The 15,599-nt window shown below is 38.1% G+C and carries 18 protein-coding genes and 1 tRNA gene; 2 read left to right on the top strand and 17 right to left on the bottom strand.

Annotated elements, in window-relative coordinates:
- Position 1: 1 nt before the first annotated feature.
- On the bottom strand, positions 2-1,150 hold the full coding sequence (locus ABXT51_RS04310) for an ABC transporter substrate-binding protein (protein ID WP_416696269.1): 1,149 nt from the start codon (positions 1,148-1,150) through the stop codon (positions 2-4).
- Between the two features lie 309 nt (positions 1,151-1,459).
- Here ABXT51_RS04310 and ABXT51_RS04305 point away from each other — a divergent pair, with 309 nt between their 5' ends.
- Positions 1,460-2,050: a hypothetical protein gene (locus ABXT51_RS04305; protein ID WP_416696268.1), complete on the top strand. Its 591-nt coding sequence runs from the start codon at positions 1,460-1,462 to the stop codon at positions 2,048-2,050.
- 25 nt (positions 2,051-2,075) lie between these two features.
- Here ABXT51_RS04305 and ABXT51_RS04300 read toward each other — a convergent pair.
- Both ABXT51_RS04300 and metG read right to left on the bottom strand, forming a co-directional pair.
- A tRNA-Ser gene (locus tag ABXT51_RS04300) sits at positions 2,076-2,163 on the bottom strand.
- A 15-nt stretch (positions 2,164-2,178) separates the two neighbouring features.
- Complete coding sequence (gene metG / locus ABXT51_RS04295) at positions 2,179-3,819, bottom strand: methionine--tRNA ligase (protein WP_416696267.1); 1,641 nt, start codon at positions 3,817-3,819, stop codon at positions 2,179-2,181.
- 90 nt (positions 3,820-3,909) lie between these two features.
- Here metG and apbC point away from each other — a divergent pair, with 90 nt between their 5' ends.
- Positions 3,910-4,992 carry an iron-sulfur cluster carrier protein ApbC gene (apbC, locus tag ABXT51_RS04290; protein WP_416696266.1) on the top strand — a complete coding sequence of 361 codons (1,083 nt, stop codon included), beginning with the start codon at positions 3,910-3,912 and terminating at the stop codon, positions 4,990-4,992.
- A 41-nt stretch (positions 4,993-5,033) separates the two neighbouring features.
- Here the strand turns inward: apbC and ABXT51_RS04285 are convergent, their stop codons facing one another.
- The 14 genes from ABXT51_RS04285 to ABXT51_RS04220 all read right to left on the bottom strand — a co-directional run bounded on the left by ABXT51_RS04285 (position 5,034) and on the right by ABXT51_RS04220 (position 15,555).
- On the bottom strand, positions 5,034-5,504 hold the full coding sequence (locus ABXT51_RS04285; protein WP_416696265.1) for a DUF4396 domain-containing protein: 471 nt from the start codon (positions 5,502-5,504) through the stop codon (positions 5,034-5,036).
- Between the two features lie 21 nt (positions 5,505-5,525).
- A complete protein-coding gene (gene fdx / locus ABXT51_RS04280) occupies positions 5,526-5,864 on the bottom strand; it encodes an ISC system 2Fe-2S type ferredoxin (protein ID WP_416696264.1) in 339 nt (112 codons plus the stop codon).
- A gap of 18 nt (positions 5,865-5,882) precedes the next feature.
- Complete coding sequence (hscA, locus tag ABXT51_RS04275; protein ID WP_416696263.1) at positions 5,883-7,727, bottom strand: Fe-S protein assembly chaperone HscA; 1,845 nt, start codon at positions 7,725-7,727, stop codon at positions 5,883-5,885.
- Between the two features lie 11 nt (positions 7,728-7,738).
- Positions 7,739-8,254, bottom strand: coding sequence for a Fe-S protein assembly co-chaperone HscB (gene hscB, locus ABXT51_RS04270; RefSeq protein WP_416696262.1), 516 nt, complete (start codon positions 8,252-8,254; stop codon positions 7,739-7,741).
- A gap of 33 nt (positions 8,255-8,287) precedes the next feature.
- The gene (gene iscA / locus ABXT51_RS04265; RefSeq protein ID WP_271541741.1) at positions 8,288-8,611 is read right to left on the bottom strand and encodes an iron-sulfur cluster assembly protein IscA; all 324 of its coding nucleotides are present in this window, start codon (positions 8,609-8,611) and stop codon (positions 8,288-8,290) included.
- A gap of 5 nt (positions 8,612-8,616) precedes the next feature.
- A complete protein-coding gene (iscU, locus tag ABXT51_RS04260) occupies positions 8,617-8,997 on the bottom strand; it encodes a Fe-S cluster assembly scaffold IscU (RefSeq protein WP_271541743.1) in 381 nt (126 codons plus the stop codon).
- Between the two features lie 71 nt (positions 8,998-9,068).
- A complete protein-coding gene (locus tag ABXT51_RS04255; RefSeq protein ID WP_416696261.1) occupies positions 9,069-10,283 on the bottom strand; it encodes an IscS subfamily cysteine desulfurase in 1,215 nt (404 codons plus the stop codon).
- Between the two features lie 19 nt (positions 10,284-10,302).
- Entirely contained in the window at positions 10,303-10,731 is a 429-nt protein-coding gene (locus tag ABXT51_RS04250; RefSeq protein WP_271541747.1) for an Rrf2 family transcriptional regulator, read from the bottom strand.
- Positions 10,732-10,831: 100 nt separating this feature from the next.
- Positions 10,832-11,503 carry a serine O-acetyltransferase gene (gene cysE / locus ABXT51_RS04245; protein ID WP_416696260.1) on the bottom strand — a complete coding sequence of 224 codons (672 nt, stop codon included), beginning with the start codon at positions 11,501-11,503 and terminating at the stop codon, positions 10,832-10,834.
- Positions 11,504-11,577: 74 nt separating this feature from the next.
- The gene (locus ABXT51_RS04240; protein ID WP_416696259.1) at positions 11,578-12,420 is read right to left on the bottom strand and encodes a lysophospholipid acyltransferase family protein; all 843 of its coding nucleotides are present in this window, start codon (positions 12,418-12,420) and stop codon (positions 11,578-11,580) included.
- 2 nt (positions 12,421-12,422) lie between these two features.
- Positions 12,423-13,796: a TolC family protein gene (locus ABXT51_RS04235; protein WP_416696258.1), complete on the bottom strand. Its 1,374-nt coding sequence runs from the start codon at positions 13,794-13,796 to the stop codon at positions 12,423-12,425.
- A 115-nt stretch (positions 13,797-13,911) separates the two neighbouring features.
- Complete coding sequence (locus tag ABXT51_RS04230; protein WP_416696257.1) at positions 13,912-14,427, bottom strand: shikimate kinase; 516 nt, start codon at positions 14,425-14,427, stop codon at positions 13,912-13,914.
- 19 nt (positions 14,428-14,446) lie between these two features.
- Positions 14,447-14,635 (bottom strand): zinc-finger domain-containing protein, encoded by a 189-nt coding sequence (locus ABXT51_RS04225; RefSeq protein WP_416696256.1) that lies wholly within the window; start codon positions 14,633-14,635, stop codon positions 14,447-14,449.
- Entirely contained in the window at positions 14,626-15,555 is a 930-nt protein-coding gene (locus ABXT51_RS04220; protein WP_416696298.1) for a branched-chain amino acid transaminase, read from the bottom strand. Before ABXT51_RS04220 ends, ABXT51_RS04225 begins: the two co-directional genes overlap by 10 nt.
- Positions 15,556-15,599: the final 44 nt, after the last annotated feature.

Genomic DNA, 15,599 nt, shown 5'->3' with positions numbered 1-15,599 from the left:
ATTATCTACCGCCAAGAACAGCGATATAGTCAGTAACCCATCTGTAGTATGGAACACAAACTTCCTGAGTTTTGCATGAAGCAACAGGAGTTTTCCAAAACATAATTTTATCAAAGTTGTCTATACCATTGATCTTACAGCCTTCAGGCCCAAGTAAATCAGAACCAACACATTTTGAAGGAACTACTGGAACCGCTCCAAACCATGCTGCTAGATCACTCTGAAGGTTAGAGCTCAACTGATGCTCCATCCATAGATAGGCACAATTAAGGTTTTTAGCTTCGGCGTGAACCATTGTTGTATCTGCCCAACCTGTCGCACCTTCTTTAGGAATTGTACTAGCAATTGGAACATTTGGCTTTAAAAGGTTAACCTGGAATGGCCAAGAACCTGATGCAACAAAGCCTTCATTTGTGAAGTCATCCATTTGCATAAAAGCATCATGCCAATACCTACCAACTAACTCTCTTTGTTGGCGTAACAAGTTAAGTGAAGCTTGATATTGATCTTCAGTTAACTCATAAGGATCTTTAATGCCAAGCTCTGGATTGTGATACATTAAGTACATTGCAGCATCTGCTATATGGATAGGTCCATCAAAAGCCTGAACTCTATTTTTATTGCTCTTACCATCCGCAAGTGTCTGCTCTTCCCAGACAACATTCCAGCTATCTGGAACTTCATCTCCAAAAGCGTCTGTATTGTACATTAATACATTTGAACCCCATGCATAGGGCGTACCATAATGTTTGCCATCCACAGTATGCCATACTGCATCTTGAAGCCTTTTATCTATAGTGTTCCAGCTTGGAATAAGATCTGTATTTATTTCTTGAACAGTTTTTCCTGCTATCATTCTAAGACTAGCATCTCCAGATGCCGTAACTATATCAAACCCACCCTGATTCATTAATGCAACCATTTCATCAGAGGTTCCAGCTGTTTTAACATTTACGTTACAACCAGTAGATTTTTCATATGTAGTTACCCAGTCAAAAGCCTCATTAGTATCTCCTCTTTCAATATACCCAGCCCATGCCACAATATTAAGTTCCCCTTCAGGTGAGCCTAATTGACTTATAGGGGCAGCGCCTATGGAGCTTGAGCCTACGGCCAAAAATGCGCCCATCATTAAGTTAAATATTTTCATAGTTTCTCCTTTGTTTTTTACATTAATCATAGCTGAAATTGCAACTATGATAAATTGAATATACACTAATAAATGAAGTGTTCAAACACTTCATTTCAAGATAGTAATATTTAAATTTCAATTTGAACTATAAAGAAACTTCCAAATAATTTTTTATAATTTTTACATTTAATAATAGATTTATACTAGCTTATATATTCAAACTTTGAAGGCATTCCTCCTACTGAACTCGACTAACTATTAATAATAGCTGCTCTCTCACATCAAACGAAGTTTGGACTTTAGTCTCAGTTAACATATAATCCTATTATGAAAAAACTACCCCTACTTCTGCTCTCACTATTCTTTCTTAATTCCCCTGCAGTTCTTGCAGTCCATTTTGCAAATTTCGAAGTTGTAGATATAAGCCTTGGGGACAGCCTGCTAGAATTTATGAGTGAAGATGAAATACTTGATGGGATTGAGAAATACAAAGATTTAAATAGATATTCTTATCTCAATGAACCAAATAAATTCTTGGAAATCATAGTACCGACAGAGAAAAATATATATGACAAAGCCTCAGTTTTTATTAAGAACACTATACCAAACAACTATACGATATATGCTATCAGAGGTTACAAGGATTACATAGAGGACTTTGATGCCTGCATTAAACAAAGAGATACAATTGCAAAAATCATAACCGGTATGTTTACAGATTTAAAAACTGCTAAATCAATAGAAGAAAATAACCAAGGCATTAATGATTATTTCACTCTTAATGATTTAAACGCAACTATTGATATTTATTGTCAAGACCTTAAAGAAACTTATAGACTTAAAAACGGTTTTACTGAAGGTCTTGTTTTCGCTATTCATAATGAAGAGTTTCGCGAATGGCGACTAAATTACAAGTAAATCAGCAATGGTGACAGAGTAAGTATGGTGGAGGGAGAGGGATTCGAACCCTCGATACCGTGAGGTATACACGCTTTCCAAGCGGGCGCGATCGACCACTCTGCCACCCCTCCTAAACTTTTGGTATTTTATACCTTTGAGGACTCTATCATTGCCTCTAATTGCTCATCTTCAATACGCGTCATGAGCGGTTTAAATTTATTGATATGATGACTTGTCAGTGGGCTTTTAATGTCTTCCCAGTTCAGTGAGTCGATATTAAGGAACTCTTCTGAGCTCTTAGCCATCTCTGGAAGCACAGGCTTAAGATACGTCATCAAAACTCTAAACAGGTTAATCGCTAGAGACGTTACCTCGTGTACCTCTTGCGCCTTGCCCTCTTCTTTCGCAAGTTGCCATGGCTTTTTCTCATCAATGTACTGATTCGCCTTGTCCGCAAGCTTCATAATTGAGCGCATAGCGTGTCCAAAGTTTCTCGCCTCATAATGTGCTGCAATTTCTGGGCCAGCGGCTACAAACTCATCGTAGAGCTCCTGCTCGATGCATGCAGCAGACAGTTCTTTGTCATACCTCTTAACAACGAACGAAGCACTTCTTGAGGCGATGTTAACGACCTTACCCACAATGTCAGAATTCACGCGCTGCTTAAAGTCTTCAAGGTTTAAGTCAATATCATCAATCTTAGAAGATAACTTATAGGCATAGTAATAACGAAGACACTCAGGATTAAGGGTCTCTAAGTAAGTCCTTGCCTGAATAAAGGTTCCACGTGACTTACTCATCTTCTGACCATTGACCGATAGAAAGCCATGAGCAAAGATTGCGTTCGGCGTTCTAAAATTTGAGCCCATTAATGTGGCCGGCCAAAATAGTGCGTGGAAGTAAACAATGTCCTTTCCAATGAAGTGATAAAGCTCAGTATCCGAGCCTTTAGCAAAGAAGTCATCAAACTCAAGATCACTATTGTCACAAAGCTTTTTAAAGCTCGCCATGTAGCCAATAGGCGCATCAAGCCAGACATAGAAATACTTGTCCTCAGTTCCTGGAATTTGAAAGCCAAAGTAAGGTTTGTCTCTAGAAATATCCCACTGCTGAAGGCCTTGCTCAAACCATTCTGCTAATTTATTGCTGACCTCGTCTTGGAGATGTCCAGCATTAGTCCATTCCTTTAATTGCTTTTCAAACTGAGGAAGGTCAAAGAAATAGTGCTCAGACTCTTTTTCAATTGGGACCGCACCCGAGACAACCGACCTAGCATTCTTAAGCTCTGTTGTTGAATAAGTTGCACCGCATACCTCACAGTTATCACCGTACTGATCCTCAGCGCCACACTTAGGACACTCACCTTTAATAAAACGGTCTGGCAGAAACATTTCTTTTTCAGGATCATAAGCCTGAGATATAACGCGGGTCTTAATAAAGCCTGAATCTTTTAGGCGAGAATAGATCAGCTCTGAGTAATGGCGGTTCTCCTCAGAGTGCGTCGAGTGAAACTGACTGAAGTTAACATTAAAATCTTTAAAGTCTGTCTGGTGACGCTCACTCACCCCTGCAATTAATTCTTCAGGATCAATTCCCATCTCATCTGCCTTGAGCATAATCGGAGTTCCATGGGCATCGTCCGCACACACATAATGACACTCATTACCCTGCATTTTTTGAAACCGAACCCAGATATCTGTCTGAATGTATTCAAGCAAGTGCCCTAAATGAATCTCACCGTTGGCATAAGGCAGAGCTGAAGTAACAAGTATTCTACGTTTGGTCATAATTTGTTATCAATAATCCCAATATTATTAAGGATTCCTAAGATAGTTGTACGATAAAATAGCGCTATTTTACCGACTGAGGTCACCAAATTGACAAATTTAACTGAAGACTCAATACAAAAAATTCTTAGTACTGTTATCGATGTTCATACAGGCTTAGATCTTGTTTCATCTGAAAACGTTAAAAATATCTCTATTGACGATGAGATAGTGAACGTTGAATTGCTACTTAAATACCCTGCGATTAACTACCATGAAGACCTTAAAGGTTCAGTTGAAGAAGCACTCTCAAAGGAAGGCGTTAATTACTCAAATATTTCTATCAAGTCAAAAATAGCGGCTTATGCGGTTCAAGGCGGAGTACCTGCGCTGCCAGGCGTTAAAAATATTATTGCTGTTGCCTCAGGCAAGGGCGGCGTTGGAAAGTCAACGACTGCTGTTAATATTGCTCTCTCTCTTCAGTCTGAAGGTGCAAACGTGGCGCTGCTCGATGCGGACATTTATGGCCCCTCTCAGCCGCGCATGCTAGGCGTTAAAGATCTTAGGCCCGAAGAGTCTAAAGACGGCAACATGAAGCCAGTACTGGCGCATGGCATTCAGGCAATGTCTATTGGGTTTTTAGTTGAAGAAGCCTCTCCTATGGTATGGCGCGGCCCGATGGTAACTCAGGCTTTAGAGCAGCTTTTAAAGAACACAGAATGGGAAGATGTGGACTACATGATTGTCGATCTTCCGCCAGGAACCGGTGACACTCAGCTGACGCTTTCTCAAAAGATTCCTGTGAGCGGAGCGGTCATTGTTACGACGCCTCAAGACATTGCTCTTATCGACGCTCAGAAAGGTTTAGCGATGTTCGAAAAAGTAAACATTCCAATACTAGGTATCGTTGAAAACATGTCGATTCATATTTGCTCAAACTGCAATCACGCTGAAGAGATTTTTGGTAATGGCGGCGGCGAGCGAATGGCGGCTACCTCTAAAACAAAGTTTCTTGGAGCGCTTCCACTTAAACTAGAAATCAGAACTGATGTTGACGAAGGTACTCCGAGTGTTGCTAAAGATCCAGAGAGTAAAGTCTCAATGATGTATCAGGAAATTGCAAGGAATGTTGCTGCGACATTGTCGCTTCAAAGCGAGTCAATAGGAGCTTTTCCAAAGATTACAATTGAGTAAGAGGTTATAAATTAACTAACCTCTCACTTTATTGGGAGAGGTTAGTGACAAGCCTTATTAAACTTCTTTAAGCGCCAGTAATTATAGGGCCAAGGCGCTAAAAAACCGACTAAAAGCATTAAAGGGATCGCAAAATAATTTAGGCCCAAGACGCCGCCTGTAAAAACTAGGTCTGTAAACATCATCGCAACTTCCATCATCAGCATTGAAATAAAAGACATCCCTAGCGCCGTTTTTAAGGCGTTTGCAAAATCAAAATTTGACCTGATAAGAATGATCGTCTCCAAGATGACACTGGTTATTAGGCCATTAATTAGAGGTAGCGCTGCAAATAAGTACCAAACAGTACTATAAAGAACGAGGTCACTCGTGATGCCAGAGTAGCTGAAATAGGCCAATGTCGCAAATTCACCAGTAGCGCAGCCAATGAGGCACCACTTTGTATTATTGGCACTTTTTGACCACGTATGCTTACAAGCCCAAAAACCGTCATTAATTTTATCTAAAAACATAAGTACCCTCTTTTTTAAAGTTTAGTGATTTTCTGACACCTGATTAATCGTGTACCTTGGTATTTCAATAACTAAGTCTTCCTCTGAAACAACAGCCTGACAAGATAATCTTGAGTCAGGATCAAGCCCCCAGGCTTTATCGAGTAGGTCATCTTCGATTTCATCAGACTCTTCGATTGAGTCAAAACCCTCTCGAACGTATATATGACATGTTGTGCAGGCGTTCGACATTTCACAGGCATGCTCAATTTCAATGCCGTTGTCAAGCAAAGCTCTGCAAACACTCGTTCCAGTATTTGTTTCAATAACAATGCCCTCAGGGCAAAATTCTTCATTTGGCAGGATAATTAATTGAGGCATAGTGATAGTTTATAGTTATTAGTTAAATTCATCAATTTTATGACCTTTCATCGCGCTCATTATTGACTTGTTCATTCTCATCTCAACAAATTTTGAGCTAACCTTTTCAAGATCTAGGGTTGCATTTTTTATGAGGGCAACATCATCAGACTCTATTATTGATGATAAATAGTCTCTTGATTGAAGGATGCTTTTAAGCATCGCTTCATCTAAAAGAACTTTATCAGCCTCTAAGGCTGAATCAATGGCCTCTATTGTCCTTGTTGCGTCAATTTTCTGCTCTTGAAGCTGCCTTAAGATAATATCTTCTTGGGCAAATACAACGGAGTCCTTAAGCATCTTTTCCATATCGGAGTCACTAAGGCCAAATGAAGGCTTAATAGCTATTTCAGATTTAACGCCAGAAGTTTCCTCTTTAGCTGAAACGGATAACAAGCCATCTGCGTCCACTTGAAATTCAACTAGAATGCGAGCTCTGCCGGCAACCATTGGAGGGATTTCTTTTAATTCGAAACGTCCGAGTGACCTGCAATCTTTTGTAAGCTCGCGCTCACCCTGAAATACATGAATACTCATTCCAGTCTGACCATCTTTGTAGGTCGTAAACTCTTGAGCCCTAGTGATTGGTATCGTGGTATTTCTATGAATCACCTTCTCCACCAGTCCGCCCATAGTCTCTAGACCTAAAGAAAGAGGCAGAACATCTAACAGTAATACGTCGTCTCTACTTTTATTGCCGACTAATATGTTTGCCTGAATTGCAGCGCCCTTGGCAACAACCTCATCAGGGTTAATAGAGCACAAAACAGGCCTATTAAAGACCTCTCCAACTCGCTCTCTTATTGAGCTCATTCGAGTTGAGCCACCAACCATAATAACCTCTTTAACGTCAGATATATTAACGTCAGCATCTCTCAAGGCTCGCTTTGTTAGAAGTAACGTTCTTTTGATTAGAGTCTCACTCATATCATCAAAATGAGACTTTGTAATCTTATAGAACTGGCCATCAATAGAAAATTCAGCAGCCTCATTAACTGATAGTTCTTCTTTTGCTGACTTTGAGAGTTTTCTAACTGTTTGAATTTGCGAAGCAGTTAAGTTAGTCAGATTTAGTGAATGGGTGCAGTCTTCAAATATTAAGTTATCAAAATCGTCACCGCCCAGACTTGAATCTCCGCCCGTTGAAAGTACTTCAAAAACACCTTTAGAGAAATTTAGTATTGATATATCAAACGTGCCACCACCGAGATCATAAACCGCATGAATACCCTCTTCGCCTGACTCCAAACCGTAGGCAATTGCAGCCGCTGTTGGCTCATTAAGAAGCCTTAAGACATTTATTCCTGCAAGTTTGGCTGAGTCCTTAGTAGACTGTCTCTGCGCGTCATTGAAGTATGCAGGGACTGTAATTACCGCACCTTTTAGCTCACCGCCAAGAGCCCCTTCGGCGCGAGTCTTTAAGGTAGAAAGAATTTTTGCTGAAATTTCAATAGCTGAGAGACTGCCAATTACAGTTTTAAATAAAACGCTACCTTTATGATCTTCAAAATCATAGGGTAAATTTTTAATTTCTTTTGCTTCACTATAACCAATTCCCATAAAACGCTTTATTGATAGAATTGTGTTTGTTGGGTCTTTTATTGCAAAATCAAGCGCTTCATTGCCAACAATAAGGTCCTTAGAGCCGCAATAAACGACTGATGGAAGGATTGCCCTATCGTTTTGATCTAAAACTAGTTTCGTCTCACCGCTCATTACGCTCGCTACTAGTGAGTTGGTTGTACCTAAATCAATGCCGCAAGCTAAATTATGGTGGTGTGGCGCAGTTGATTGGCCTGGCTCTGAAATTTGTAATAACGCCATAAATCAGATCCTTAGAGCAGTTCGTCCATTAATTTATTAGCTTCTTTATAGAGCTGATCATAAAACTTGAGTTCTCGAACATTCATTTTGATATCCATGAGGTCACTCTTAATCTCAAAAGCCTTATAAATTGACTCTGTATTCTCTTCGATATGAAGATCAACTCGCTCCAAAAAGTTCTCTAAGCCAAGGCTATCTCGATCTTCCTCAATTACCTCAAGCTCTTCACGTAAGTCAATTTGAGAAATCAAAAAATCATGATTCATTACTGTATCTCTCTCATCAAATGGATCTAAACCCTGCATCTTAAGTAGATAACTTGCACGATTTAATGGGGTTTTAAGAGATGTAAATGCTGTATTTAAAAGTGATGTATTCTGAAGGGCCTGAAGTTTTTCAGACTCACTCTTTGTGGCATATTTATCCGGGTGAAACCTGGATATTTCTTTTCGATAAGAAGATTTGAGCTGATCATCATCTATAAAGAATGATGTTTCAAGATCAAATAACTCAAAATAATTTTGCATTAGGGTTTTACCTTGAGAACTAACGAAAGCGTATTAAACAGTAAAAGATTCGCCACAACCACATTCAGCTTTCGAATTTGGATTGTTAAACTCAAAACCTTCGTTTAGGCCTTCTTTTTGGTAATCAACTTCAGTACCATCTATATAAATTAAGCTTTTAGCATCAACAATAACTTTAACGCCTTTGTCATCAAACAGAGTGTCATCGTCATTAACTGCATCAACAAATTCCATGTTGTAGCCAAGACCAGAGCAGCCTGTAGTTTGAACAGAGAGCCTTACGCCAACACCTGTGCCTCGATTAGCTAAATAATCGCTCATTCTCTCTGCCGCTTTTTCAGTTAACGTTATTGCCATAATTATTAGCTAGCCTTACTCTTCAGATCATTAATGGCTGCTTTTATTGCATCTTCAGCCAGAACTGAACAATGAATCTTTACGGGAGGTAGCTCTAACTCTTCTACAATTTCAGTATTTTTAATCTGAGCTGCTTCATCCAACGTCTTTCCTTTAACCCACTCTGTTAAAAGAGATGATGAGGCAATTGCTGAGCCGCACCCATACGTTTTAAATTTAGCTTCTTCGATTACACCTTCATCATTTATTTGAATTTGCAATCTCATGACGTCGCCGCAAGCAGGAGCTCCAACCATTCCTGTTCCTACATTTGCAGCATCCTTATCTAAAACCCCAACATTACGTGGGTTTTCATAGTGATCCATTACTTTTTTACCATATGCCATAAATTACTCCGAATTTAAGTTTAATTTTACTCTATACCGTTATATTTTATTGATTTAAACACTTAGCCTACTTAATGCGCAGCCCATTCAACCGTACTTAAATCAACCCCATCCTTAAACATATCCCATAGAGGCGATAAATCCCTTAATTTTTGAACTTTTTCACGAACCAGTGTAATTGCATCATCGACATCTTTTTCAGTTGTATATCGACCAACACTGAAACGAATTGAACTGTGTGCCAGCTCATCAGTAAGCCCTAAAGCTCGGAGCACATAAGAAGGCTCTAAGCTTGATGAAGTGCAAGCAGAGCCAGAAGACACCGCTACATCAGAAATCGCCATCATTAGAGATTCACCTTCAACATAGTTAAAACTTATATTCAAATTTCCTGAAATTCTTTGGTCTAGGTCACCATTAACAACAACCTCCTCCATGTCAGAAAAACCAGCAAGCAATCTATCACGAAGTTTTTGAACTCTTTCGCCTTCATCTTTCATTTCAGCCTTAGCAATTGCAAATGCTTCACCAATACCAACAATTTGATGGGTAGCTAACGTGCCAGATCGCATTCCGCGCTCATGACCACCACCATGCATCTGAGCCTCAAGTCTGACTCTTGGCTTACGAGACACATAAAGCGCTCCCATACCCTTAGGCCCATATATCTTATGCGCTGAAAAGCTCATTAAATCAACCGGAAGTGACTCTAAATTGATCTCTAACTTACCAACTGATTGAGCAGCATCAACATGGAAAAACACCTTATTTTCTCTACAAATATCACCAATAGCTTGTAAATCTTGAATAACACCAATCTCATTATTAACATGCATAATTGAGGCAAGAATTGTATCCTCTCTTATTGTTTTCTTAAAAACATCCATATCTAACAAGCCATTTGGCAATGGATCTAAGTAAGTAACTTCAAAACCCTCTCTTTCTAGTTGGCGGCATGTATCTAAGACCGCTTTATGTTCAGTTTTTAGGGTAATAATATGCTTACCACGCTTTTCATAAAAGTGCGCAATACCTTTGATTGCTAAATTGTTTGACTCAGTCGCGCCTGAAGTCCAGACAATCTCTCTTGGATCAGCCCCTACTAGATCAGCTACTTGTGAGCGCGCCTCATCGACCGCTTTTTCAGCCTGCCATCCATAAAAATGAGAGCGTGAAGCTGGATTCCCAAAGTCACCTTCCATTGTTAAGAATTTAGCCATTTTTTTAGCAACACGAGCATCTACTGGAGTAGTAGATGAATAGTCCATATAAGTTGGAGTTAGCATTATTTATATTCCTTAATTATTAATGTAATTGTATATCTTGATTAATTTTATAATCATCAATGACCTGTTGAAGATTTCTCGTACTCAGAAACCCTCTTATTTGGTCACTTACCTCACACCACAAGTGATGTGACAAACACTGCTTACCCCTTAAGCAATCTTTTGAGCCATGACAGCGACGTAAATCTATGTTCTCATCAACAGCTTCAATAATTTGTGTAAGAGTAACGTCCACAGCGTTAACATTTAAAAGGTAACCGCCTCCTGGACCTCGAACACTTTTAACCAATGATGCTTTTCTTAGTTTAGCAAAGAGCTGCTCTAAGTAAGAAAGTGAGATATTTTGCCTTTGAGAAATCATATCCAGTGTAACAGGTTTAGCTGACTCATTAGATGCAAGATCAAGCATTGCAGTTACTGCGTATCTTCCTTTAGTAGTTAGTTGCATAACATTATTAGTTTATTAAAAAATTCAAAGAAATTATACTAGTAACCTATGAAAATAGTCAAGTATTAAATTCACTCAACAATTACTTATTTTCAACAATTTATGAGTCTTCTTTTATGGGCTTAGAATCAACAGGCAGATTGGCTATTTTCTTGTCGATTTCAGCCAAGCGCTCAATAATAGAATCTACAGCTTGAATAGTTGGGTCATTAGAGCGGCCACTTGAGCTTGCAGCGTAAGAGTCAAACGTATCGCTCTCGCTAGCCTTCTTAACAACGACGCGTCCTGGGATGCCAACTACAGTGTCATTGTCATCAACTGACCTTACTACAACTGAATTTGAACCAACACGAACATTAAGGCCCAGCGTAATTGGGCCTAGAATTTTTGCACCCGCCCCAATAACTACGCCGTCTTTTAATGTGGGATGGCGCTTCTCTTTATCCCAGGAGGTTCCACCGAGCGTAACTCCATGGTACATCATGCAGTCATCTCCGATCTCAGCAGTTTCACCAATAACAACGCCCATGCCATGGTCAATAAAAAAGCGTCTCCCAATGACAGCGCCAGGATGGATTTCAATGCCAGTAAACCAGCGAGCAAAAGTAGAAATAAAGCGCGCAAGCCAGAAGAGTTTATAACCCCATAATAAATGGGTTAAGCGATAAATAATTACAGCCTGAACCCCTGAATAACAGGTAAGTATTTCAAATACATTTCTTGCCGCTGGGTCGCGGTCAAAAACGCTTTTTACATCTTCAAAAATTCTCATAGATAAATTATACCATTATTGATAATGACAAGATTTTTGTGACAATAAAATAACAATTACTTAGATTGAGTTAATTAGCTGTATGAATGCGTTGCTTTAAATCGTTTATAACTCCACATATACTGCTCTGGCATCTTTCTAATTAAATCCTCAACACAGCGGTTCATAGATGCAACGTGGTCTTCTAAAGTATCACCATTTAAATTAAGTTCAACAGGCTCAAGATTTAACTCATAACCCCTTCCTTTAGGAAGTCTTTTGGCCCAAAACATTAATACCTGCAGATCATTCTTATTTGCAATTTTAGCAAGCAAGGTCATTGTGTTAGCTTCTTTATTAAAAAATGGAGACATAATGCCTCCTTCCTCTCCTGGGTCTTGATCAGGTAACATCCCAATAAGCTCCCTATTTTTTAATGCGCGCTGAATCTTTAAGATTCCAGATTTATCAGCACTAGCCATAGTCAAGTTACCTTTATTTCTGCGCTTAAATAAATAATCATTTTGTTTTTGACTTCTTAGTGGTTTATACATAAACGTCACTTTTCTTGTATTAGCAAGAACCCTACCTGTTAGCTCCCAGCATCCAATATGAGGTACCAGTAGAATAGTTTTTTTTTGATTGTCTAAATAATGCTCACCATTAAAATCACAAACATAGTTCACATTTTTTGAAAAACTTTGATTCCAAATTAAACCAGATTCGGTTAAATTTTTGCCTGTATGAATTAATGCACTTTTAACAAGAGACTTTTGGTCTTTAAGGCTAAGCTCAGGAAAACAAATTTCAACATTTTGGACTGAAACTTTTTTTGCTTCAGAGCCAAAAATATATAGTAATTTACCTATTAATGCCCCAAATATATGATTAATCTTCAGAGGCAAAATAGAGCATAAAGACAAAAACAGGCGAATCATTTTTATTGATACAATTGATCGATTGCTGCTTTGTAATCAATAACTATTTTTTGGTAGGTACCAGCTGCTTGCAGATAAGTCAAGTTTGCAAGGTTGGCATTTCTTTTTGCCGCAATAACTAGTGATTTTTGACCACGAGCCTCACCAAACTTAATCTGCTCCTCAATAACCATTTCTTCAGCTAAAGAGCCCTGCTCTAAATAAAGCACGACAAGTTCAGATAATAAGTCAACTTGTGCAAGCAGGTAATTAATTTGTTGAACATTTGTAATCTCAGCCTCTTTCTTTTTAGCACCCACATTATTAATGCTAACTTCTGTGCGCTCAACATCTATTAGCTCTTTTCTAGAGCCTAATGGATATGAGATATCAACTCCAATATTCCAGGAGTAATCCCTATTACCAAAACTGCCAAAATACTTATCATTTTCACCCAATGAGGACAGGCCTAAATTTAAATTAACGCTCGGCATAGTCTTATCTTCAAAAGTTACTAGCTGCCTTTGAAATCTAGCTTTATCAAAGTCAAATTTTTGAATTAATCTTGAATCTTTAACAAAAGAGTCAGGATCAATTTTGATTAAACTATGAACTTCAAATAAATCAAGATCAACAATCATATCTGACTCTTTTAAGCCTATTAGGTTAGCGAGCTCTCTTCTTTCGATAATTAATTCTTTACTTGACTGAAGTAATTGCTGTTTAGCTTTAACATATGAATCTTTTTGTTGGATTAAAACTGACTTATCAATCAGCGAGTTTTCATATTTTTCTTCATCCAAATCAAGTTGCTGCTTTGATAAATCAAGTGAAGTCTGATGGTTTTTTACAATTTCTTGTTTGAGGGCTAAATCGATAAATTTAGAGAGCTTAGATGCCAAGAACGTCTCAGCCTGCTCTTCAAGACTTACTTGCTTTGCCATTAAATCTAACGAAGCTAAATCAGGAGCAAGGCGATCATTTAAACCACCTTTGTTTTGAAGCAACGGGCGGACATAATCAAGTGTCAAGAGGTTTGAATGAGAGGCATTGCTGTCTTTATCACTTCGAATTAATGAATGCTTTAAATTAACACTAGCACCTGAGTCTTCAACTTTTCTATTTGCAGAAACCTCATATTTAGTTGTATACAGATCATCATATAGAGTTGAGGTATCTTCACCGCCAGAGAATGATTCACTAGCACCGGCCTTTATATTCCAGTCCGAGTAAGTTAAAGATGCTTTTTGATCCAATAGGCTTGTTTTTTCAGATAGAGATAGCTGAATAAAATAAGGATGTGTTTCAACTAACCTTTCACTGAATTCGTTTAGGGTTATTGAATTTACATTTGATGATATTAACAAAAATACTGAAAGACTAGCTCTCTTTAACATCGTATCCCCTTTGTCTGTTCAAAACAATTAACATAAAAAAGTATCATTTTAGAGTAACAAATAAATATTTTAGTGAAGTTTTGATGAATTTTATGCAAAAAATAAAATATAAAACCTATAGAACTTCAATAATTTCATAAATCACTTCATTAAGTTTTTTTCCATTGGTATTAATAATGACTGAAGCAACCTCTTTATATAATGAATCCCTAGCTTCTAAAATATCACTAATCGTTTTTCTCCGATTGTTACTTTTTTCAAGCAGAGGCCGAGTTTTTGACTTTGCGGTCCTTCTAAGAATTTGATCAACGGATGATGAAAGATAAACCACTGTACCTGCTTTCTTTATCATGTCACGATTTTCCTTAAGAATTACAGCGCCGCCTCCAGTTGCCAAAACTATATTGGGCGTAACACATAATTTTTTTATTACATCAGACTCTCGAGCCCTAAAGCCTTTTTCACCTTCAACATCAAATATATGATCAATGCTTACGCCTGTTGTATCAATAATTTCATGATCTGAGTCAAAAAAATCGAGACTTAACTTTTCTGATAAACGGCGTCCAATAGTTGTCTTACCTGAGCCCATTGGGCCAATTAGAATAATATTTTTTATTTTTGATTGCATTTTTTCAAAGGAAAAAATTTTATTTATCTAACTGATAATTAGCGCCGCAATATGGGCATTTTGATTTTCCTTCTTCCGAAAACGAAAGAAACACTTTAGGGTGCATATTCCATGTCTTTTCATCTTTTGGCGGACAATGGAAAGGGATTTCATTTTTATAAACTAGTGTAGAAGTAGAGTCAGGATGATTTAGTTTTTTCAAGAACATCTCCCACTCTCAATCCAATATTTATATTCCTCATTGCGCCCATGAACGCAATCAAAATATAAAGCTTGAAGCTTCTCAGTAATTAGGCCTCGAGATCCAATTCCTATTTGGTTTCCATCAAGATCTCTTATTGGTGTAACCTCTGCTGCAGTTCCTGTAAAGAATGCCTCATCAGAATTATAGATGTCATCACAAGAAATTTTCTTTTCAGTAATCTTATAACCCAAAGATTTTGCTAAAGTAAAAATAGTATCTCGAGTTATTCCTGGTAAAGCAGAAGTTAAATGAGGGGTATAGAGAACTTCATCTTTAATTACAAAAATATTTTCACCACTACCTTCAGAAACAAAGCCATCAACATCAAGCATTAAGGCCTCATCAAAGCCATGATCTTGGGCTTCTTTAAGGGCCATCATTGAATTAATATAGTTACCATTCATCTTTGCCCCACTTAAAGAGGGATGAGCATGATGCCTAATATAAGAAGAGGTTCGAATTCGAATGCCTTTTTTCATGTTGTCTTCACCTAAATAAGAGCCCCACTCCCAAGCAGCTATCATTACGTGAACCTTTAAATTGTCGGCCCTTAAGCCCATACCTTCTGAACCATAAAAACACATGGGCCTAATATAGGCAGAGTTTAGGTTATTTTTTGTAACAACCTCTCTTTGAGCTTGGTTTAGAATATCCACATCAAAAGGGATACTCATTCCAAGAATCCGAGCTGAATTAAATAAGCGCTCAGTGTGCTTTTCAAGTTTAAATATTGCAGGTCCATCCGATGTTTCATAAGCGCGAACACCTTCAAAAGCGCCCATACCATAATGCAAGGTATGTGTTAGGACGTGAACTTTTGCTTCACGCCAATCAACCCACTCTCCATCCATCCAGATGAATCCATCTCTGTCTTCCATTGTCATCATAAAAAACCTTAATTTTTAAAAATTAAACTATATATATTTGA

The sequence above is a fragment of the Candidatus Pseudothioglobus sp. Uisw_050_01 genome (genome assembly GCF_048085775.1).
GTDB lineage: Bacteria > Pseudomonadota > Gammaproteobacteria > PS1 > Pseudothioglobaceae > Pseudothioglobus.
The sequence above is the reverse complement of the archived record's forward strand: the minus strand, read 5'-3'. Positions and strand labels throughout refer to the sequence as shown.